20 protein-coding genes are annotated in these 21230 nt (G+C 70.1%); 13 read left to right on the top strand and 7 right to left on the bottom strand.

Features of this window, described 5'->3' with window-relative positions:
• The 3 genes from secF (at nt 1) to HDA40_RS04570 (ending at nt 4413) form a co-directional block, all read left to right on the top strand.
• Nucleotides 1-1170 (top strand): protein translocase subunit SecF, encoded by a 1170-nt coding sequence (gene secF, locus HDA40_RS04580; RefSeq protein WP_253752109.1) that lies wholly within the window; start codon nt 1-3, stop codon nt 1168-1170.
• 85 nt (nt 1171-1255) lie between these two features.
• Complete coding sequence (locus HDA40_RS04575) at nt 1256-1828, top strand: adenine phosphoribosyltransferase (RefSeq protein WP_253752106.1); 573 nt, start codon at nt 1256-1258, stop codon at nt 1826-1828.
• 143 nt (nt 1829-1971) lie between these two features.
• Complete coding sequence (locus tag HDA40_RS04570; RefSeq protein WP_372503149.1) at nt 1972-4413, top strand: RelA/SpoT family protein; 2442 nt, start codon at nt 1972-1974, stop codon at nt 4411-4413.
• A 60-nt stretch (nt 4414-4473) separates the two neighbouring features.
• Here the strand turns inward: HDA40_RS04570 and HDA40_RS04565 are convergent, their stop codons facing one another.
• Entirely contained in the window at nt 4474-5316 is an 843-nt protein-coding gene (locus HDA40_RS04565) for a peptidylprolyl isomerase (RefSeq protein WP_253752102.1), read from the bottom strand.
• A gap of 46 nt (nt 5317-5362) precedes the next feature.
• Nucleotides 5363-6289 (bottom strand): peptidylprolyl isomerase, encoded by a 927-nt coding sequence (locus tag HDA40_RS04560; protein ID WP_253752098.1) that lies wholly within the window; start codon nt 6287-6289, stop codon nt 5363-5365.
• A 181-nt stretch (nt 6290-6470) separates the two neighbouring features.
• Between HDA40_RS04560 and HDA40_RS04555 the strand changes: the two genes are divergently transcribed.
• From HDA40_RS04555 to HDA40_RS04535, 5 genes are all read left to right on the top strand, one after another.
• Nucleotides 6471-7208 (top strand): MBL fold metallo-hydrolase, encoded by a 738-nt coding sequence (locus HDA40_RS04555; RefSeq protein ID WP_253763559.1) that lies wholly within the window; start codon nt 6471-6473, stop codon nt 7206-7208.
• Between the two features lie 25 nt (nt 7209-7233).
• Nucleotides 7234-8571 (top strand): histidine--tRNA ligase, encoded by a 1338-nt coding sequence (gene hisS / locus HDA40_RS04550; RefSeq protein WP_253752095.1) that lies wholly within the window; start codon nt 7234-7236, stop codon nt 8569-8571.
• A gap of 47 nt (nt 8572-8618) precedes the next feature.
• The gene (locus HDA40_RS04545) at nt 8619-10115 is read left to right on the top strand and encodes a glycoside hydrolase family 3 protein (protein WP_253752092.1); all 1497 of its coding nucleotides are present in this window, start codon (nt 8619-8621) and stop codon (nt 10113-10115) included.
• A 269-nt stretch (nt 10116-10384) separates the two neighbouring features.
• Complete coding sequence (aspS, locus tag HDA40_RS04540; protein ID WP_253752089.1) at nt 10385-12160, top strand: aspartate--tRNA ligase; 1776 nt, start codon at nt 10385-10387, stop codon at nt 12158-12160.
• Nucleotides 12157-12978, top strand: coding sequence for a sugar nucleotide-binding protein (locus tag HDA40_RS04535; RefSeq protein ID WP_253752086.1), 822 nt, complete (start codon nt 12157-12159; stop codon nt 12976-12978). The genes aspS and HDA40_RS04535 overlap by 4 nt, the downstream gene beginning before the upstream one ends.
• Nucleotides 12979-12985: 7 nt before the next feature.
• Here the strand turns inward: HDA40_RS04535 and HDA40_RS04530 are convergent, their stop codons facing one another.
• The gene (locus HDA40_RS04530; RefSeq protein ID WP_253752083.1) at nt 12986-13540 is read right to left on the bottom strand and encodes a helix-turn-helix domain-containing protein; all 555 of its coding nucleotides are present in this window, start codon (nt 13538-13540) and stop codon (nt 12986-12988) included.
• Nucleotides 13541-13604: 64 nt separating this feature from the next.
• Here HDA40_RS04530 and HDA40_RS04525 point away from each other — a divergent pair, with 64 nt between their 5' ends.
• From HDA40_RS04525 to cutA, 3 genes are all read left to right on the top strand, one after another.
• Entirely contained in the window at nt 13605-14297 is a 693-nt protein-coding gene (locus HDA40_RS04525; RefSeq protein WP_253752080.1) for an AzlC family ABC transporter permease, read from the top strand.
• Nucleotides 14294-14608: an AzlD domain-containing protein gene (locus tag HDA40_RS04520; protein ID WP_253752077.1), complete on the top strand. Its 315-nt coding sequence runs from the start codon at nt 14294-14296 to the stop codon at nt 14606-14608. Before HDA40_RS04525 ends, HDA40_RS04520 begins: the two co-directional genes overlap by 4 nt.
• Before the next feature lie 149 nt (nt 14609-14757).
• Complete coding sequence (cutA, locus tag HDA40_RS04515; RefSeq protein WP_253752074.1) at nt 14758-15087, top strand: divalent-cation tolerance protein CutA; 330 nt, start codon at nt 14758-14760, stop codon at nt 15085-15087.
• Here cutA and HDA40_RS04510 read toward each other — a convergent pair.
• The 4 genes from HDA40_RS04510 to HDA40_RS04495 all read right to left on the bottom strand — a co-directional run bounded on the left by HDA40_RS04510 (nt 15045) and on the right by HDA40_RS04495 (nt 18828).
• The gene (locus tag HDA40_RS04510) at nt 15045-15536 is read right to left on the bottom strand and encodes an HIT family protein (protein ID WP_253752071.1); all 492 of its coding nucleotides are present in this window, start codon (nt 15534-15536) and stop codon (nt 15045-15047) included. The two genes, cutA and HDA40_RS04510, sit on opposite strands and share 43 nt — an antisense overlap.
• A 159-nt stretch (nt 15537-15695) precedes the next feature.
• Nucleotides 15696-17474, bottom strand: a complete 1779-nt coding sequence (locus HDA40_RS04505) for a multicopper oxidase family protein (protein ID WP_253752068.1) — start codon at nt 17472-17474, stop codon at nt 15696-15698.
• Nucleotides 17471-17887, bottom strand: a complete 417-nt coding sequence (locus HDA40_RS04500; protein ID WP_253752065.1) for a DUF6220 domain-containing protein — start codon at nt 17885-17887, stop codon at nt 17471-17473. Before HDA40_RS04500 ends, HDA40_RS04505 begins: the two co-directional genes overlap by 4 nt.
• A gap of 11 nt (nt 17888-17898) precedes the next feature.
• On the bottom strand, nt 17899-18828 hold the full coding sequence (locus HDA40_RS04495) for a carboxymuconolactone decarboxylase family protein (RefSeq protein WP_253752062.1): 930 nt from the start codon (nt 18826-18828) through the stop codon (nt 17899-17901).
• Between the two features lie 143 nt (nt 18829-18971).
• Here HDA40_RS04495 and HDA40_RS04490 point away from each other — a divergent pair, with 143 nt between their 5' ends.
• Both HDA40_RS04490 and HDA40_RS04485 read left to right on the top strand, forming a co-directional pair.
• Nucleotides 18972-20360, top strand: a complete 1389-nt coding sequence (locus HDA40_RS04490; RefSeq protein ID WP_253752059.1) for a sensor histidine kinase — start codon at nt 18972-18974, stop codon at nt 20358-20360.
• Nucleotides 20357-21019, top strand: coding sequence for a response regulator (locus tag HDA40_RS04485; RefSeq protein WP_253752056.1), 663 nt, complete (start codon nt 20357-20359; stop codon nt 21017-21019). Before HDA40_RS04490 ends, HDA40_RS04485 begins: the two co-directional genes overlap by 4 nt.
• Nucleotides 21020-21230 lie beyond the last annotated feature (211 nt).

The following is a 21230-nucleotide window of genomic DNA, read 5'->3' as shown; positions in this document are numbered from 1 at the left end:
ATGAGCAAGTCGGGACTTGCGACTCGCCTCTACCGCGGTGAGGCCGGCCTCAACATCATCGGTAAGCGCAAGGTCTGGTTCGGCGTCGTCGGCGTCGTGCTCTTGATCGCGCTGGGAAGCTTCTTCGCGCGCGGCTTCACCGCCGGCATCGAGTTCAAGGGCGGCACCGAGTTCACCGTCCCCGCCTCGGCGGGGACCATCGAACAGGTCCAGGACGCCGTCGGCGCGCAGATCGTCAAGGTCGACTCCGAGGCGGCGGTCGGGACCAGCCAGCACCTCGGCGGAAGCCAGCCGTCCTACAAGATCAGGACGACGCCGATCTCGAGCGACCAGGCCAACCAGGTGAAGGCGGCGGTGGCCCAGCAGCTGGGCATTTCCTCGGACGTCATCTCCTACGACGTCGTGTCGGGTGCCTGGGGCAAGCAGGTCACTGAGAAGGCGTTGTTCAGCCTCGCGATCTTCCTCGCGCTGGTGACCGTCTTCCTGATCATCCGGTTCGAGTGGCGGATGGCGGTGGCGGCTCTGGCGTCATTGGCGTTCGACCTGCTCGCGGCGGCCGCGGTCTACTCGCTGGTCGGGTTCGAGATCTCGCCGTCGACCGTGATCGGCTTCCTCACCATCCTGGGCTTCGCGCTCTACGACGTCGTCGTGGTGTTCGACAAGGTCCAGGAGAACACCCGGTCGATCACCGGTAGCAGCACCCAGACGTACGCCGAGGCGGCGAACCTGGCCGTCAACCAGACCCTGATGCGGTCGATCAACACCGGTCTGGTCGCGTTGCTGCCCGTCGGCGGTCTGCTGTTCATCGGGGCGGGCCTGCTCGGCGCGGGCACCCTGAAGGACCTCGGCCTGGTGCTGTTCATCGGTATGGGCACAGCGGTGTACTCGTCGATCTTCTTCGCGACGCCGGTCCTGGTGACGCTGAAGGAGTTCGAGCCGAAGATCGCCACGCACACGCAGCGGGTGCTGGCCCGCCGGGCGAGCGGCGCGGGCAAGGCCGCCGCCGGCACGCCTACCCAGGCCGCCCCGGAGCCGGAGCTGGCCACCACGGGCGGCGGCACCGCCGCACCGCGTCCGGGCGCCCGTCCGGCCGGTCGCAAGCCCGCCGGGGGCAAGTCGGGCAGCGGCGGCGGTAAGGCCGTCCGTCCGGGAGCGCCCAAGCGCCGCTAAGCGCAGCCTCATCCGCGAACGCCCACCTGGCCGGCTGGCAAGGTGGGCGTTCGCCGCTTCCTGGTCACCCCCTAGAGTGGAGCCCGTGACGGAGATCGTGGAACACCAGGGCGACAACGGCCCCGAGACGGCGGCGCTGGTCGCCGGCGGCGTGGTGAACGTGGCCGACTTCCCGAAGCCGGGGATCCAGTTCAAGGACCTCACGCCGTTGTTCGCCGACGGGGAGACGTTCCACGCGGTGATCGACTCGATCGTCGAGCACTACACGGACGCCGACGGCACGCTCGCGTTCGACACCGTGGTCGGCGTGGAGGCCCGGGGCTTCGTGATCGCCGCCGCCGTCGCGTACGCCGCGCGGGTGGGCGTGGTGGCCGTCCGGAAGGCCGGCAAGCTGCCCCGGGTGGCTCATTCGGCCGCCTACGACCTCGAATACGGCCAGGCCGTCCTGGAGGTCTCCGAGGGGGCCTTCGTAGCCGGTCAGCGCGTCCTCGTCGTCGACGACGTGCTGGCCACCGGTGGGACGGCGGAGGCGACGCTGGATCTGGTCGAGCGGGCCGGTGGCGTGGTCGTCGGCTTCACGGTGCTGATGGAGCTGGCGTTCCTGGAGGGGCGCAAGCGCCTGCCGGGGCGGTCGGTGCACGCCCTTTGGACAGTGTGACGTCCGTCGCAGGGATTGCCGAGGGCCGCCCGGGTGTTCTGACACCTGTTAGTGGTCCGTCCGCTGGGTAAGATGGTTTCCTCGCGAGGGGATCGTCGAGTGGCGGCGGCGCCTGACGAGGTGTGAGGAGCGGCCTGGTGTCCATGGATCCAGTCGACGCCGTGAGGGCTCCGGAGCAGGGTGGTGAGAAGGACAACGTCCTCCCCCTGCACCGTGCGGGCGCGTCCGGCCGGACGGCGACCGTGCCGCCGGGCGAGGAGGCGCAGAGCGCTCTCGAGCCCGTTGAGGGCGCCCCGGCGACGCAGACGAACCCGATGAGCATTCTCACCGGGACCCCGTCAGGTCGGCGCGTACGCGCCCGCCTGTCGCGATTCAACGCGCCCTGGCAGTCGACGCTGGTGGCGGAGGAGCTGGCGCCGCTGATCTCGGAGCACCGCAAGTGGCATCCGAAGGCGGACATCCGGCTGCTGCAGCAGGCGTACGAGACGGCCGACCGGTGGCACAGCGGGCAGTACCGCAAGTCCGGCGATCCCTACATCACGCACCCGCTGGCGGTCGCGGGGGTGCTGGCCGGGCTCGGCATGGACACCACGACCCTGGTCGCGGCGCTGCTGCACGACACGATCGAGGACACCGCCTACACGCTGGACCAGGTGCGCGCCGACTTCGGCGAGAGCGTGGCGCTGCTGGTCGACGGGGTCACCAAGCTCGACAAGGTCAAGCTGGGCGACGCGGCGAAGGCGGAGACGATCCGCAAGATGGTCGTGGCCACCGCCAAGGACCCGCGGGTGCTGGTGATCAAGCTTGCCGACCGGCTGCACAACATGCGTACGCTCAACTTCCTGCCCGCGCCCAAGCGTGAGCAGAAGGCGAAGGAGACGCTGGAGATCCTGGCGCCGCTGGCGCACCGGCTCGGCATGAACACGATCAAGTGGGAGCTGGAGGATCTCGCCTTCGAGCAGCTGTTCCCGAAGCGGTTCCACGAGATCAAGCGCCTGATCGACGAGCACCAGCCGCAGCGGGAGGCGCTGCTGCGGCAGGTCACCAACAAGGTGCAGGGCGACCTGCGGACATCGAAGATCAAGGCGGAGGTCACCGGGCGGCCGAAGCACCTCTACTCGGTGTATCAGAAGATGATCGTCCGGGGGCGCGACTTCAACGACATCTACGACCTGGTCGGCGTCCGCATCCTGGTCGAGACGGTGCGCGACTGCTACGCGGCGCTCGGCGTGATCCACGCGAACTGGCAGCCTGTGCCGGGCCGGTTCAAGGACTACATCGCGATGCCGAAGTTCAACATGTACCAGTCGCTGCACACGACGGTCATCGGTCCCACCGGCAAGCCGGTGGAGATGCAGATCCGGACCAACGCGATGCACCGCACCGCGGAGTACGGCATCGCCGCGCACTGGAAGTACAAGGAGAACAAGGCCGCGACGATCGTCGGCCCGCCGGCCCACATCGACGAGATGACCTGGCTGCGGCAGCTGCTGGACTGGCAGCGGGAGGCCAGCGACCCGTCGGAGTTCCTCGACGCGCTGCGGTTCGACCTGTCGAGCCAGGAGGTCTACGTCTTCACGCCGAAGGGCGACGTGCGGGCGCTGCCGGTCGGGTCGACCCCGGTCGACTTCGCGTACGCGGTGCACACCGACGTCGGCCACCGGTGCATCGGCGCCCGGGTCAACAGCAAGCTGGTGCCGCTGGAGTCGGTGCTGTCCAACGGCGACGTGGTGGAGATCTTCACCTCGAAGTCGGAGACGGCCGGTCCGACGCAGGACTGGCTGGGCTTCGTCAAGTCGCCGCGGGCGCGGACGAAGATCCGGCAGTACTTCAAGAAGGAGCGCCGGGACGAGGCGATCGAGCAGGGCAAGGAGCAGCTCAACCGGTCGCTGCGCCGGGAGGGTCTGCCGCTCAAGCGGATGCTCACCGCCGAGGCCCTGATGGCGATCGCCCGCGAGCTGAACCTGCCGGACGTCGCCTCGTTGTACGCGGCGATCGGGGAGAGCCAGGTCTCGGCGCAGTCCATCGTGGCGCGCCTGGTGACCTCGTACGGTGGGGAAGAGGGCTCGATCGAGGACATGGCCGAGCAGGCCGTGCCCACGCGTCCGTCGCGCGCCCGTCAGTCCAGTCAGGACCCGGGCGTGGTGGTGGTCGGCGTCAGCGACGTCTGGATCAAACTGGCCCGCTGCTGCACCCCGGTGCCCGGCGACGACGTCTTCGGCTTCGTCACCCGGTCCGGCGGGGTTTCGGTGCACCGCAACGACTGCGCCAACGCCGAGGATCTGCAGGCCCAGCCGGAGCGGATCGTCCAGGTCACCTGGAAGCCGCGGGCGGGGTCGACGTTCCTGGTCGCGATCCAGGTCGAGGCGCTGGACCGGCAGCGGCTGCTCGCCGACGTCACCAAGGCGCTGTCGGAGGAGCGGGTCAACATCCTCTCCGCCGTGGTCACCACCACCCGGGACCGGGTGGCGGTCAGCCGGTTCAGCTTCGAGATGGCCGACCCGAAGCACCTGGGCCACCTGCTGAACGCCGTCCGCAAGGTCGATGGGGTCTTCGATGCGTACCGGGTCACCTCGGGCGCCTGATCCGTCTCAGCACAGCGAAAGGGCCGCCCTCCTTCAGGAGGGCGGCCCTTTCGCTGTGCGTCAGGAGGCCTGGACCGCGCCGACCGTCGCCGAGGTGATCTTCACTTCCAGCTTCGGCTTGCCGTCGCCGGCCGCCGTCTTGCCGTCCTCGCCGACCGCGCCGGCCTTGATGACCTTGTCCAGGACGTCGAGGCCGGTGACGATCTTGCCGAGCACCGTGTAGTCGGCGGTCAGACCCTGCGTGGTCTGCCCGTCCGACAGCGGGATGTCCGCGTCGACCAGGAAGAACTGGCTGCCGGTCGAGCTGGGGCTCTGCGTCTTCGCCATCGCGACGACACCGCGCTCGTACGCCGGGTTCTGGCCGGTCGGCAGGTTCTCCTCGGCGTACTTGAAGGTCGGGCCGCCGGAGCCGGTGGCGGACGGGTCACCGCACTGGAGGATCTTGAAGCCTTCAGTCACCATCCGGTGGCACTTGCTGTTGTCGAAGAACTTCTGACCGGTCAGGTAAGCGATCGCGGCCGTGGTGCACGGCGCGTCGGTCACGTTCATCTCGATCTCGATCTTGCCCTGCGTGGTGTTCAGCGTCAGCAGCTGCTTGCCCGACTTCGGCACGTCGGTGGCCGGCGTACCGACCTCCTTGAGGTTCGGGTTCGACGCCGAGTCGGTGTCGGGCAGCCACTGGCACCCGGACGGGGCCGCCGCCGGAGTGTTGCTCTTCTTGTCTTTGCCAAACACGCTGACGCCCAGCCAGGTGCCGCCGCCGATGAGAATCAGCACCGCCAGACCCGCTCCGATGTACGCGTTGCGCTGCCGGCGCTTGCGGGCTCCCTCGGCGCGGGTGGTCATCTCGCGCTCCAGCCGAGCGCGGGCCGCCGCGCGCTGGCGCTCCCTCGTGGACGTCATGGGACTTTCCTCCGTGCGGGTCGGGTGGATTCTCGCTGGTAAAAGGCTAGCTGGCGGTCGCGGACGGCGACGCGGAGCCGGTCGGCGCCGCCGACTGGGTCGGCGCGGCCGAGCCGGTGGGCTCGGTGGTCGGCTGGGTGTCGGCCACCGTCAGCGTCTGGATCTTGACCTCGGTCTTGGGCTTCACGTCGGCGCCGGAGTCGTTGGCGACGGTCCCGGCCTTGGCGATGGCCTCGATCACGTTCAGCCCGGAGCTGACCTGACCGACCACGGAGTAGTTGTGCACCGCGGAGTCGACCGTCGAGTCCTTGTAGAAGATCCGGAACTGGCTGCCGCTGACGGCCGGCTCCATCACAACGGTCCCGGCCTGGTAGAAGCGCAGGGAGGCGGGCGCGGCGGAGGCGCTGGCGGCAGCGGACGGGGCCGCGCTCGCGGTGGCGTCCGGGGCCGGCTGCTCCGAGAAGAACGTGTACGCCGCCCCGCCGGTGCCCTTGCCGGACGGGTCGCCGCAGGCGAGGGCGTACCCCTCGGCGTCGGTGTGGGTCAGCGCGTGGCAGGCGGTGCCGTTGAAGAAGTTCTGGTCGGCGAGGTATCGCAGGCTCGCCGAGCCGCAGGTCGCCCCGGCCCGGTCCAGCGCCGCCGTGACCGTGCCCGTGCCCAGCGCCATAGTCATCGTGCCGGTGCCGGTGTCGGGCAGCCCGGAGGTCGTCGGCACGCCCTTGTCCACCAGATCGGCGTTGGCGGAGGTGTCCTGCTTGGTCCACTCACACTGGGTCTGGGCGGCCGGGGTCTTGTCCTTGTCGAACGCGCCGAGCAGCCAAGCGGTTCCGACACCGACGAGGAGTACGGCGAGACCCACGGCTACACCGGCCCGGACCTGGCGACCGCGCCGCTGCGACTCGGCTTCGCGGGCGAGTTGCCGGTTGAGCTTGGCGCGGGCCAGTTTCCGCGCACGGGTCTTGCTGGAAGCCACGAGAGCTCCCCTCCCTGTCTCTACGCCGTTGTCGGGGTGGACCAATTTCAGGGTGAATCAGCGGTTTCGTACCGGAGTGTGCCACGCCACGTCCCGCACAGTCCGTGCGAGTGTACGGAAAGTCGCTGTGTCGTGCCAGATAGGCTCTGGACAAACGGCTGAGTGTAGAAAGGTGGAGCCAGTGCTCGTCGCGGGTTTCCCGTCGGACGTCTTCGGCACCAACTGTTACGTCGTGGCTCCTGGCCCCGGCGAGGAGTGCGTCGTCATCGACCCCGGCATCGGCGTGGTCGACCGGCTCGACGATCTTCTCGCCGAGCATCGGCTGCGCCCGGTGGCGGTTCTGCTGACCCACGGGCACCTCGACCACACCTTCTCGGTGACGCCGGTCTGCGGCGCCAAGGGCGTTCCGGCGTACCTGCACTCGGACGACCGCTACATGCTCGAGGACCCGGGCAAGGCCCTGAATTCGATGGACGTGAACAAACTGCTGGGCGGGCTGCCCTGGAGCGAGCCCGACGACGTGGCCGAACTGGCCGACGGCCAGCTGCTCAAGATCGCCGGCTTGGAGATCGCCGTCGACCACGCTCCCGGCCATACCGGCGGGTCGGTGATGTTCCGGACGCCGGCGCTGGCTCGAGGAGATCGCCTCGCGATCCCCGCAGAGCGCGCCATCGACGCAGCGGACGAACCCGTGTGCTTCAGCGGTGACGTGCTGTTCGCCGGCTCGATCGGACGCACCGACCTGCCGGGCGGCAGCATGGAGCAGATGCGGGCGAGCCTGCGGGAGAAGGTCCTGCCGCTCGACGACGCCACAGTTGTGCTGCCCGGCCACGGCCCCGCCACGACCATCGGCCGCGAGCGCGCCACCAATCCCTACCTCCGGGATGCCGGTCTGAGCGCGCCGAAACGCGGCTTCTAAGACTTCGACAGGAGCTTTGCGAGAAATGAGCAAGATCACGCCGCTGTCCGGCTTCCCCGAGTGGTCGCCGGCCAACCGAGTCGTCGAGCAGCACTTCCTGGACCGCATCCGGCGCGTCTTCGAGCTGCACGGCTTCGCGTCCCTCGAGACCCGCGCGGTCGAGCCGCTGGAGACCCTGCTCAGCAAGGGCGAGACCTCCAAGGAGGTCTACCTGCTGCGCAGGCTGCAGGCCGACGCCGAGGAGCCGCGGGGCGCCGGCGACGCCCAGCTGGGGCTGCACTTCGACCTGACCGTCCCGTTCGCCCGTTACGTGCTGGAGAACGCGGGCAAGCTCCAGTTTCCGTTCCGCCGCTACCAGATCCAGAAGGTCTGGCGAGGCGAACGTCCGCAGGAGGGCCGGTATCGCGAGTTCTACCAGTGCGACATCGACATCGTCGACCGCGACACCCTGCCGGCCCACTACGAGGCCGAGATCCCGCTGGTGATCGGGGACGTCTTCGCCGAGCTGCCGCTGCCCAAGGCGACCATCCAGGTGAACAACCGCAAGATCCTGGAGGGCTTCTACCGGGGTCTCGGGCTCGCCGACCCGATGGAGACCATGCGGATCGTCGACAAGCTCGACAAGATCGGGCCGAAGGGCGTACTGAAGGAACTTGTCGCTGGGGGAGTCAGCGAGGCGCAGGCGAGCGCCTGCCTCGCGCTGGCCGAGATCTCCGCCGAGGACGGCTCGTTCGCCGAGCAGGTGCTCAAGCTCGGGGTCACCGATCCGCTGCTGGACGAGGGCCTGGCCGAACTGGTCGCGGTGGTCGAGACAGCCGCCGCGCACTCGCCCGGCCTGTGCCGGGCCGAGCTGAAGATCGCGCGCGGACTCGACTACTACACCGGCACGGTCTACGAGACCCAGCTGGCCGGCTACGAGAGCATCGGCTCGGTCTGCTCCGGCGGCCGCTACGACAACCTGGCCAGCTCCGGCGACGAGCGCTACCCCGGGGTGGGCATCTCCATCGGGCTGTCCCGGCTGCTCGGTGTCCTCTTCGGAAAGAACGCGCTCAGCGCTTCGCGTGGCGTACCGACGTGTGTGCTGATCGCGTTGACGGCGGACGAGGACCGGGCCGCGGCCATGCGGACCGCGGCCTCGCTGCGGGCCCGCGGCATCGCGGTGGAGGTGTCGCCGTCCGCGGCCAAGTTCGGCAAGCAGATCCGGTACGCCGAGCGGCGGGGCATTCCGTTCGTCTGGTTCAGCGGGCCGGACGGCGACTCCGTGAAGGACATCCGCTCCGGGGACCAGATCGCGGCCGAAGCGCTGACCTGGAACCCGCCCGCGGAGGATCGGTATCCGACGGTTTCCGGACCGATCGTATGACGGCAGCCTACTTACAATAAAGAAACCTAAAGATTAGTCTGCCTTGCATGGCAGACCAGGTTCGTATCTGGGCGGACGGGGTGCTTCAGCCCGGGTTCGTCGGTGTGACGCCGCCGGAATGGCTGAGGCGGCGGCTGGACGAGGGTCTCGGCGGTGTGGCGCTGTTCGGGCGCAACATCGTCGACCTCGACCAGCTCGCCGCCCTCAGCGCCGCGTTGCGCGCACACAATCCCGCCGTAGTGATCGCCCTCGACGAGGAGTCCGGCGACGTCACGCGGATAGAGATCGGCAGCGGCAGCACACGGCCGGGCAATCACGCGCTGGGCGCGGCCGACGACCCGGAGCTGACGGCGTCCGTCGCGGCCGACATCGGCGATCAGCTCGCCGCCGCCGGGATCACGTTGAACTACGCGCCCACCGCGGACGTCAACAACAATCCGGACAACCCCGTGATCGGGGTGCGCTCGTTCGGCACCGACCCGGATCTGGTCTCCCGCCACACCGCCGCCTGGGTACGCGGGCTGCAGTCCAGCGGGGTGGCCGCCTGCGCCAAGCACTTCCCGGGGCACGGGGACACCGATGTGGACTCCCACCACGGCCTGCCGATCGTGCACGCCGACCGCGAGCGGCTGGCTCGCCTGGAGCTGGCCCCCTTTCGGGCCGCCATCGAGGCCGGTACGCAGTCCATCATGACGGCGCACGTCCTGCTCCCGGCCCTGGACCCCGCGGTGCCCGCGACGTTGAGCGCGCCCGTGATGGACCTGCTCCGCACCGAGCTGGGCTTCGCGGGTCTGGTCGTCACCGACGGCATCGAGATGGCTCCGATCAAGGCGCAGTACGGGCTGGCCGGAGCCGTCGTACGCGCGGTCGCGGCCGGAGTGGACGCCGTGTGCGTCGGCGGCGAGACCGCTGACGAGGCGACCGCGATCCTCCTGCGGGACGCGCTCGTGCAGGCGGTCCACGACGGAACGCTATCCGAGCAACGGCTCGCCGAGGCGGCCGGGCGCGTCGCCGCCCTCGCCTCGTGGTCGGCGGCGCAGGCGACCGTCCGCCAGGAGGCCGCCGCCCGGTGGCGCACGGGCGGCGGACAGCCGGGCCTGGAGGCGGCCCGTCGCGCCGTACGCACGTGGAAGACCGCGGCCGCGGAGCCGCTGATGAAGCCGGCTCACGTCGTGGAGTTCACCACCTCGGTCAATCTCGCCGTCGACGCCGCGACCCCGTGGGGCGTCGGGGGACCGCTCGCCGAGATCCTGCCGGGGACCACAGTGGAGCGTCTCGACGCGGCAGCCGCCCGCAACGGCGGCCTCCCAGCGGCTCTGCAGGCGGCGTCGGGCCGCCCGCTCGTCCTGGTCGTCCGCGACGCGCACCGGCACGACTGGCTGTCCACGGCGCTGCGTACGGCGTTGGCCGAGCGGCCGGACGCGTACGTGGTCGAGATGGGCGTGCCGGGTGGCGAACCGGTCGGCTCGATGCACGTCGCCACCTTCGGCTCGGCTCCGGTGTGCGGTCGGGCGGCGGCGGAGGTGCTGACCGGCGCCCGCTGACCGTCCGCTCCACTCCGTGCAGATCACGGTTACGCAGGCTTCTCCTCGCACCGGAGACCTGCGTAACCGTGTCTGCGGGTGAGCGCGGAGCGCTGAGGCGGGGAGGGTGAGGATCGCGTAGACGACGCCCCGGCGGGCGGGAAAGGCGGCAAAGCCGGAGTTCGGGGCAGCTTGCGGTGGATTTCAGGTTATCGACTCCCCGGGACGAACCCGACGCGGCTGGATGGAAGAATGACAAGGCAGCTGTTGCAGTCCGTGAAGGAGCCACCGTGATCCGCACCCATAACGCCGGCACCCTGCGCCCGACGCACGTCGGTGAGGTGGTGACGCTCGCGGGCTGGGTGGCCCGGCGCCGTGATCACGGCGGGGTGACCTTCATCGACCTGCGCGACGACTCGGGCATCGCCCAGGTGGTGCTCCGCCCCGGCGAAGCCGGGTCGGAGCAGGCGCACGCGCTGCGCAACGAGTTCTGCGTGAAGGTCACCGGCACGGTGAGCGAGCGCCCGGCCGGCAACGAGAACCCGGACCTGCCCACCGGCGCCATCGAGGTGATCGTCAGCGACCTGGAGGTGCTGTCGACCGCCGCGCCGCTGCCGTTCCCGATCGACGACCACGTCGAGGCCAACGACGACATCCGGATCCGGCACCGCTACCTCGACCTGCGGCGGCCCGGCCCGGCGAAGGCCATGAAGCTGCGGTCGCGGGCCAACCAGATCGCCCGGGAGATCCTGCACGCCCGGGACTTCCACGAGATCGAGACGCCGACGCTGACCCGGTCCACTCCCGAGGGCGCGCGCGACTTCCTGGTCCCGGTACGCCTGCAGCCCGGCTCCTGGTACGCGCTGCCGCAGTCGCCTCAGCTGTTCAAGCAGCTGCTGATGGTGGCCGGGATGGAGCGCTACTACCAGATCGCCCGCTGCTACCGCGACGAGGACTTCCGGGCCGACCGGCAGCCGGAGTTCACCCAGCTCGACATCGAGATGTCGTTCGTGACCCAGGACGACGTCATCGACCTCGCCGAGGCGGTGGTGACGAAGCTGTGGAGCGAGCTGGCCGGCTATGACATCCCGACCCCGATCCGGCGCATCCCGTTCGGCGAGGCGATGGACCGCTACGGCTCCGACAAGCCCGACCTGCGGTTCGGCAGCGAGCTGACCGATCTCACCGGCTACTTCCAGGGCACCGAGTTCCGGGTGTTCCAGGCCGCGTACGTGGGTGCGGTCGTCATGCCCGGTGGGGCGAGCCAGACGCGCAAGGAACTCGACGGCTGGCAGGACTGGGCCAAGTCGCGTGGTGCGAAGGGCTTGGCGTACCTGCTGCTCGACGCCGAGACCGGCGAGCCGAAGGGTCCGGTCGCGAAGAACCTGTCCGAGGCGCACCTGGCCGGGCTGGCCGACGCCGTCGGCGCGAAGCCGGGCGACGCGGTGTTCTTCGGCGCCGGCGAGAAGCGGCGTACGCAAGAACTTCTGGGCGCGGCCCGGCTGGAGATCGGCAAGCGGGCCAACCTGATCGACCCGGATGCCTGGGCGTTCTGCTGGATCGTCGACGCGCCGATGTTCGAGCCGGTCTACGACGACAAAGACGACACCATCCAGATCGGCTGGACCGCGCTGCACCACCCGTTCACCTCGCCGAACGCCGAGTGGATCGACAAGTTCGACGACGACCCCGAGCACGCGCTGGCGTACGCGTACGACATCGTCTGCAACGGCAACGAGATCGGCGGCGGCTCGATCCGTATCCACCGCAGCGACGTGCAGGAACGCGTGTTCACTTTGCTCGGCATCTCCGGGCAGGAGCAGCGCGACAAGTTCGGCTTCCTGCTCGACGCTTTCGCGTACGGCCCGCCGCCGCACGGTGGCATCGCGCTGGGCTGGGACCGCGTCTGCATGCTGCTCGCGGGCGCGGACTCGATCCGCGAGGTCATCGCGTTCCCCAAGACCGGCAACGGTTACGACCCGCTGACCGGCGCGCCCACGCCCATCACCGCGCAGCAGCGCGCCGAGGCGGGGGTGGACTTCAAGCCGAAGGCGCCCGCCGCGTGAGGCTGCTGGTCATCGGAGCGTCGGGCCACCTCGGGAGCGAGGTGGCCCGTCTCGCGCTGGCCGCCGGCGTCGAGGTCATCGGCACGCACGCCCGCCCAGAAAGACCCAGCGAGCTGCACGACTGGTCCCGCCTCGACGTGCGGGAGCCGTTCGCGGTCCACACTCTCGTCCAGCTGGTACGCCCGGACGCGGTGATCAACACGTGTTACGACCGCTGGTCGTGGGGGCCGACCGCGACGGGCGCGGCCCACGTCGCGACCGCGGCGGCCGCCGTCGGGGCGCGGCTGGTCCACGTGTCCAGTGACGCCCTGCACGCGGGGCGGCCGGAGGCGTATACGGAGGACGACGACCCGAGCCCGATCACCCCGTACGGCGCGGCGAAGGCGGCGGCGGAGACGGCGGTCGCGGCGATCGACCCGTCGGCGGCGATCGTGCGTACCTCGCTGATCCTGGGGGACGAGACGTCGCCGCAGGTCCGGCTGGCGCTCGACCTGATCCATCGGCGATCCGAGGGCCGGCTGTTCACCGACCAGGTGCGGTGCCCGATCGACGGCGCCGAGCTGGCGGCGGCGTTGCTGGAGCTGGTCGGCAACGACTACGCCGGGGTGCTCAACGTCGCCGGGCCGCAGGCGGTGAGCCGGGCGCAGCTCGGCAAGCTGATCGCGCTGCGGCACGGGCTGTCGCCGAGGCTGGTGCCGACGGGCAAGGCCACGCGGGTGCCCAGCGCCGGGCCGCTGGACGTCAAACTCGACTCGTCGCGCGCGGCGGCGTTGCTCAAGGTCCAGATCCGGCCGGTCTCCGAGGTGCTCGCCGGGTAGCCGCGGGCTACCGGTGCTCCATGACGAGCACCGCCCAGGTGCCTGGTTCCAGGGCCTCGTAGCCGTGGTCGGCGTCGCCGGGGAAGGACGCGTAGTCGCCGGGTCCGAGGTCGACCAGGTTCTCCTCCGGTCCGGTACGCAGCCGGCCGCCGCAGACCACCATGTGTTCGACCGTTCCCGGGATGTGTGCCTCGGCATGCCGTTCCGCACCGGGCTCGACGTGCAGGACGTAGATGTCCCGGGTCACGTGCCGGGGGCCGGAGCTGAGCAGGGTGCCGGTGAAGTCCGCCTGGCTGCTCGGGTACGCCACCCCTTCGCCTCGCCGCACGACGCGTACGCCGGTGGGGCCGGGTTCGATGAGGCGGCTGAACGGCACCTCCAACGCGACCGCCAATGACCAGAGCGTTTCCACGCTCGGGTTGCCCTGGCCGGACTCCAGCTGGGAGAGCGTCGACTTGGCGACCCCGGCCCGTTTCGCGACTTCGCTCAGGCTGAGGCCGAGCCGGTCCCGTTCGCGCCGGAGCGCGGCGGCGATGACGTCGAGCGGTGGCCCGTCGGTCATGTTCGCTCCATAGGTCGTATCGTTCGATTTGACGAACAGTGGTCGCGTGTTCGATATTCTAAACATGCGTACGCCAGATCGAACGCCCCTCGATCGCGGCCTGCTCCGGGACGCGCTCGCGATCGGGGCGGCCGCCGCGATGATCGGCATCTCCTTCGGCGCGATCAGCGTCGCCGAGGGAATGCCGAAATGGCTGCCCACCGCGATGTCACTGCTGATCTTCGCGGGCGGGTCGCAGTTCCTCGCCGTCGGCATGCTCGCGGCCGGGAACCCGGTCGCCGCGATCCTCGGCGGGCTGCTGGTCAACGTCCGGCACCTGCCGTTCGGCCTGGCGATCGGCGGGGCCATCAGCGACCGGCTGCCGCTGAAGTTGCTCGGCGCGCACGTGCTGATCGACGAGAACACCGCCTTCGCCCTGGCCCAGGACGACGAGCACCGGCGGCGGCAGGCGTATTGGCTGGTCGGCTCGACCCTGTTCGTCACCTGGAACCTCGGCGTCATCGCCGGAGTCCTCGTCGGCGGCGCGGTCGGCGACCCGAACGTCTACGGCCTCGACGCGGCCTTCCCAGCCGGTCTGCTCGCCCTGATCCTGCCCGCGATGCGCGACCGGACGACCCGGACGTGCGCGGCGATCGGGGCCGTCATCGCGGTCGCGGCGACGCCGCTGCTGCCCGCCGGGCTCCCGGTGCTCGCCGCACTGCTCGGCGTCGCGGCCGGAATCGTCCGCCGCTTCTCGCTCCAGGGGGCATCGGAATGAAATACGTCGTGGTTCTCCTGGTCCTGGCCGTCGGCACGTACGCCATCCGGCTGTCCGGTGTCCTGCTCCGCGGCCGCCTCACCCTCCCGGACTGGCTGCGCGACCTGCTGCCGGTGGCGGCGACGACGCTGCTCGCCGCGTTGGTGGCGACCGCCGTGTTCACCGACGCCGGGCATCTCGCGCTCGGCGTCGCCCGACCGGCCGGGGTGGCCGTCGGCGCACTCCTGGCCTGGCGGCGTATGCCGTTCGCCGTGGTCGTCGTGGCCGCCGCCGCCACTGCGGCGCTGCTGCGCCTCGCCGGCCTCCGCTAAGCCCGCTCGCCCGGCGGCTTGCCGACTCCTGCAGATCACGGTTACGCATGCCAAATCGGCCCGGGGAGGTATGCGTAACCGTGATCTGCAGGAAAGAGGTGGGAGGGTGCGGAGGGCGGGGTGGTGCGCCAGGGGTTACCGTGCGCGGTGTGCAGACTGACATCGTCATCGTGGTGACCACGACAGACTCCGCGGACGGCGCGCACGAACTCGCCCGGTCCGCGGTCAGTGCGCGGCTGGCGGCGTGCGCCCAGGTGCACGGGCCGATCACCAGCGTGTACTGGTGGAACGGCGGGGTGGACGAGGCCCGCGAGTGGCGCGTCGAGTTCAAGACGACCGTCGAGCGTGGGCCCGAACTCAGCGACCACCTGCGCGGCATGCACAGCTACGACGTTCCGGAGATCGTCTGCCTGCCGGTCGTGGACGGCGCGGCGTCCTATCTCGCCTGGGTACGCGACTCGACTCGCCCGGCGAAGTAATCCAGCAGGAGCCGGGCGTACGGCTCGCGTTCGGTCTGCGGCACGAACCCGGGCAGGGCCCGGCTGCGATAGAGGTCGTCGCCGTCAAAGCGCGGGAAGACGTGCACGTGCAGATGCCAGACGTCCTGGTGGCCCGCGGGTTCGTTGTGCTGCCGCGTCGAGACCCCGGCGCACCCGTACGCCGTCCGCAGGGCGATCGCGATCTCCCGGACGGCGTCGTGGACCGCGTGACCGAACTCCGCCGGAAGATCGTAGAGGTTCTCGTAATGCTCGTTCGGGATGACGAGGACGTGTCCTGGATTGTTCGGCCACCACCGGGGGGCCACGAAAGCGGTCGCCCGATCGGATTTCAGGACGACGTCGCGCTGGTCGTTGACCCGATCGCGACCGGCCAGGAATTCGCAGAAAGGGCACACGTAGCCGGGCGGTTCATGGCTCCAATGCGGCATCGGAACAGCCTATCCATGCGGCGTTTCAGCGGCGTGCGGCCGAGGTGCATACATAGTGGACGGCTCCGGGTCTGCATGCGGCCCGGAGCCGTAACAGAAATGCTAGCCCTCAATACACAGCGTGGTCCAGAGGGCTGACCTGCCATGAATGAGAATCTGTCACGCGTACATCAGGTGCAGGAGCATGCCCTGCTCGGCGTGCGCCAAATTGTGGCAGTGGTTCGCCCACATGCCGGGATTGTCGGCCTTGAAGGTCACCTCCCACACTTCGCCGGGGCGTACGTCGAAGGAGTCGAGCCACAGCGGGCTTCCGGTCGCCGCCTTTCCGTTGCGGGACAACACGAGCACGTGATGCCCGTGCAGGTGCCACGGATGCACCACCAGTGACCGGTTCACGATCGTGAACTTGACGGTGTCACCGAGGTGGACGACCTGGGGCGGGATGTCGGGGTCGGCCGCGCCGTTGACGGTGTGTGCGTACCGGGGGAGTAGTCCGCGCAGGTCCAGCCCCCGGTCGAGGACCAGGGTGAACTCCTTGTCGTATCGGTTCCACGGCGGGTCCTGGGCGGTTCCGTAGCTCAGCGGGTCGAGGACCGGCCAACCCGACGTCGACGGGGTGAGCGCGCCGGTGGAGTAGACCACGCGGTTGTCCACCGACAGCGCGATCGGCGCCGCGGGCGCGGAGAACACCAGGTCGTAGCGGCCGCCGGCCGGGATGGAGATCACGGTCTCCGACACCGCGGGCGGCTGGGACAGGTCCATCCCGTCGATGGCGGCCACCTGGAACGGTGAGCCGGCCAGGGCGTACCGGTGGGTGGCGCTGTCGGTGTTGATCAGCCGCAGCCGCATCGGCGTACCGGCCGCGACCGGCTCCTGTGCCGGCTCGGGCAGGCTCACGCTCGACAGCGTGTGCGCCGCGATCACCCGGTCCACACCGGACATCGGCCCTGGGCGTACCACGAGCACGCCGTAGAGGCCCATCTTCACGCCGATGTCGGACACCGCATGGGTGTGATACCAGTAGGTTCCCGCCTGATCCGCGCGGAACCGGTAGACGAACTCCTGCCCTGGCAGCACCGCGTCCTGGGTCACCCCCGGCACGCCGTCCTGGCTGTTCGGCACGTCGTATCCGTGCCAGTGCAACGTGACACCACGCGCGATGTCCTTGTTGCGCAGCGTCACCTCCAGGACGTCGCCGACGGTCGCGGTCAGCTCCGGCCCCGGCACTTGGCCGTCGAACGCCCAGGCCGCGACACTCTGCCCGCTCACGGTCACCGTGGCGGTTCCGGCTGTCAACGTGAAACGCTTGCCGGGGAGGCTCTCGGGCGAGCCGCCAGGAGTGCGGTCAGTCGGCTCTCCCACGTTCGCTGCGGCTTCCGCCTGCACATGATGTGGTACGCCGGGAGCAGCGCTCGGCGCGGCGGCCAGCCCGGTGCCGGCCACCAGCGCCACGACCGCCACCGCGAGCGTCGTCCGGGACACGGCGCGCGACGGGCGCGGGCCGAGGAGACGCCAGGACACCGCGGTCGCGGCGACGACCCCCGCGACCGCCAGCAGTCCGGTTCCTGCGGACGCCGGGTACCCGTGCACCACCGTCACGAGCAGTGCGCTGCTGTCGGCGTACCCGGCGAAGAGAAGCGCGACGGCCGCGGATCGGATGTCGCCCCGAGCCCGGAGCAGCCGCCAGCCGGCGACGACCACAGCCGCGAGCGACAACGGCGCGGCGATGAGGATCTTCTCCCCGGCGAACCACCAGCCCGCACGGGCGAGCAGTGCGATGGTGACCGCGCGGGCCGCGGTGGCGAGCACCGCGAGAGCGGCGAGCAGCAACGCGACTGGACGACGCCGGGCGGCAGCGGTAGCGCCGCTGCCCAGCCACGCGGCGGCCGCGACGACCGCGATCAGGAAGTCGATCGCGATGACGGAGCCGGTGTTCACGCTGCCTCCGCGGCTTCGCCGAGCTTGCGGGCTCCGCGCATGACGTTGACCACGACGTGGACCATGATGATCGCGTTGATCGCGTGGAGTGCGCCGATGATCAGGCCGACCGTGCTGGTCGCGCCGCCGTCGTCGGTCATGCCGTTGGCGATCCCGGCGAACACCGGCTGCAGGATGACCAGGCCGAGCGGCAGGATCGCCAGGCCGATGAGCTTGCCGGGGGCCTTGGCCAGCGCGGCGAACAGTGTCATGAGCAGGATGAGCAGGGGAATGACCGCCGAACCGGTGATCCGATGCAGCGTGTACGCGCTGTCACCGGCGGGTTTGGTGAACGCGCCGACGGCGGCGAACGCGAACTGCAGAGCGAACACGGCGAGCAGTACGCCGCTGGTGACGAAAAGGGCCTTGCGCATGATGGTCTCCTTCAGATGAGGGCGGCGTGCGCCGTGTTCGCGACGTGTTCGGTGGCCGTGATCGCGCCGTACGCGACCAGCCGCACCAGGTCGGCGTCGGCTGGATGGGACAGTCGCCAGAGCGCGACGTCGCCCTGGCTGAGCGCGCTGGGCGCGAACGCCGCCAGCAACGCGATGCGGGCACCGACACGATCGAGCGCGGGCAGATCCCGGACGAGGTCGACGGCCCAGTCCGCGGGCCGCGCCGGATGAATGCCGTCCTCGGCGGAGACGACGGCGGCGATGTGGTGCTGTGCGGTCGCACTGAGCAGCCCGTCGGCGTTCGACGCGACCCGGCGCAGATCGGCGTACGCCCGCTCGACCGTCGTCCGCGGGACTTTGGCCTCCCGGGCGACCTTGGCGTAGAGGCGGCCGCCGACATTGCGGACCACCGACGACCGTTGCAGACCACCAGGCAGCAGATCGGGATCGAGCAGGGCGGACACCATGCGGTTGATGAAATGGAAGGCGAACACGGTGCCGGTCAACTCGGCCGAGTGCCCGTCGTCGGTCCAGCCGGCGGTCAGCGGATTGCGGCTGGCCTGCGCCCACGCCACCAGGTCCTGTTTCGCGGCCGGCGCCTCGTCGCGCGCCGCGGCCTCCGCCAGATCGTGCTCGCCCAACGCGTGCAGCAGCATCACGTGGGCGTCCACGCAGAACCGGCAGCGGTTCGTCTGCGAAACCGCGGTCGCCACCAGTTCGCGGTCGGCCCGGGAGGCGTCCCCGGCGAGCAGCGCCTCCCGCATCAGCGACCAGGTCGCCGCCATCAGCTCCGGCACGGCCGACAGCACCTGGAAGGTCGGCACCGGACCCAGGAACTCCTCCCGCAACTGGCGGTAGACCTCGGCGGTCAAGCCGCTCGCCTGCCTCACAGGCGCGGGTGTCACGAAGCGGTAAGTCATGATCTCGATGCTGGTCTCGGCACCCGGCGAAAGCGTCGTGCGGCCGCAGGCACTTGACGGGCCGCCGATACCGCGACCGCAGTACGCGTGATCTACGGCAAGCGCAGGACGATTCGCGGCGGCGACCGTTCTAGAGTGCGGATATGCCCTTCGCCATCGGTGGTCTCGTGATCGCGGCCGTCCTCCTCGGCAACGCGACGCTGTCGCCGGACGCCGGTTCGGTCGGCCTGCTCGAAGTCGCGCTGGCACTGGCGACCGCGGCGGCGGTGGCCGTCTGCCGCAAGTACCCGGTGCCGGCGATGGCCTTGGTCACCGTCGCGATGCTCGCCTTCCACGTACGCGTCCACGCCGGCATCTCAGCCTCGTTCGCCGTCCTCGGCACCGTGTACGTCGCCGGATGGCTGGGCTACCGCGTCTCGGCCGCCCTCGCCAGCGTCGTCTTCCTGACCGGCTTCCTCACGTACGACATCTCGACGTCCAGCGGCGGACTCCCGCAGCAGGTGGGGGAGCGTACTTCGTTGCTGCTGGGCTGGTTCGTCGCGGCCAACATCGCCGGGCTCATCGCACGGCAGCGGCAGGCGTACCTGGCCCAGGTCGAGCAACGGGCGCTCGAAGCCGAACGCACCCGCGAGGAGATGGCCCTGCGCCGGGCGGGCGAAGAGCGCCTCCGCATCGCCCGGGACCTGCACGACTCGCTGACCCACAGCATCTCCGTGATCAAAGTGCAGGCTGGGATCGCGGTGCACCTCGCCCGCAAACACGGCGAAGAACCGCCGCCGGCGTTGCTCGCCATCCAGGAGGCCAGCGCCGACGCGATGCGGGAACTGCGGGCCACGCTGGGCGCGCTGCGTACGTCCGACATGGACAGCGCGGGCCTCGACCGGCTGCCCGAACTGCTCGAACGCACCCGGTCGCTCGGCGTACCGGTGACGGTGGAGATCTGCGGCGAACCCCGATCGCTGCCCGCCGAGGTCGACCAGGCGGCGTACCGGGTGGTCCAGGAAGGGCTGACCAACGTCGCCAAACACGCCGGGTCCGCCACCGCCTCGGTCACCGTCGCGTACGCCGCCGCCGAGGTCGTCGTCTCAGTGACCGACGACGGGACGCTCCCCGTCTCCGCCTCCGCCTCCGCCGCCTCCGCCCTCACGCCGGGACACTCCATTACGCAGGGAGCCTCCCTCACGTCGGGAGCCTCCCTCACGTCGGGAGCCTCCGTCACGCCGGGAGCCTTTGTCACGCCGGGAGCCTTTGTCACGCCGGGAGCCTTTGTCACGCCGGGAGTCGGGCTTCGCGGGATGCGCGAACGGGTCACCGGGCTGGGTGGGACGCTCTCCGCCGAGCCGCTCGACGGAGGAGGGTTCGCCGTCCGCGCCCACCTCCCCCTCCCAGCCGTTGTCCCCGCCCCCTCCGCCCCACCCGCTGTCCCGCCCGCCGCCCCGCCCGCTGTCCCGCCCTCCGCCCCTCCCGCTGTCCCCGTTGATCATGGAGTTAATGGTGGTGTCGACGGTGTGCCGGGACAGGAAACTCCATGATCAAAGTCCTGCTGGCGGACGATCAGGCGCTGATGCGGGCCGGATTCCGGGCGCTGCTCGACGCCGAAGACGACCTTGAAGTCGTCGGGGAAGCCGCCGACGGTGCGGCAGCGGTCGCCGAAGCCACCCGGCTACACCCGGACGTCGTGCTGATGGACGTCCAGATGCCAGGTCTCGACGGCATCGAGGCGACCCGGCGCATCGCCGCCGATCCCCGGCTGAGCGGCGTACGCGTGCTGATCCTGACCAACTACGGGCTGGACTCGTACGTCTTCGCTGCCCTGCGCGCCGGGGCGAGCGGGTTCCTCCTCAAGGACTCCGATCCGGCCGAACTCCTGCAGGCGATCGCGGTCGTGTCCCGAGGGGACGCGCTGTTGGCCCCGGCGATCACGCGTACGCTGATCAGCGAATTCGTCGCCGGACCACCGGGCGCCGACCCAGCCGCCGGACGTGAGGTGCTGACCGCCCGCGAGCAGGAGATCGTCGAACTCGTCGCCCGGGGACTCAGCAACGACGAGATCGCCGAGCGGATGGTGATCAGCCCGTTGACCGCGAAGACCCACGTCAACCGGGCGATGATGAAGCTGCACTGCCGGGATCGGGCGCAGCTCGTCGTGTGGGCGTACGAGTCGGGGTTGATCACTCCTCGCCGCCGCTGAGGTTTGCGCTCCGCTCGGCGCTGGGCGTTAGCGGTGGATCAGGGATATGGGTCGAATCTTGGGCTGTGATTCGACTCAGATCCGTGATCTGGTGGGGATGGCGGAGCGGGTGGCGCAGGTGCGCTGCGCTGGCGTGATGGGCGTGGTGCATCGCGGTTCGGTGCGGTGCGGTTCGGTTCGGTTCGGTTCGGTTCGGTTCGGTTCGGTTCGG

The sequence above is a fragment of the Hamadaea flava genome (assembly GCF_024172085.1).
Classification (GTDB): Bacteria; Actinomycetota; Actinomycetes; order Mycobacteriales; family Micromonosporaceae; genus Hamadaea; species Hamadaea flava.
The sequence above is the reverse complement of the archived record's forward strand: the minus strand, read 5'-3'. Positions and strand labels throughout refer to the sequence as shown.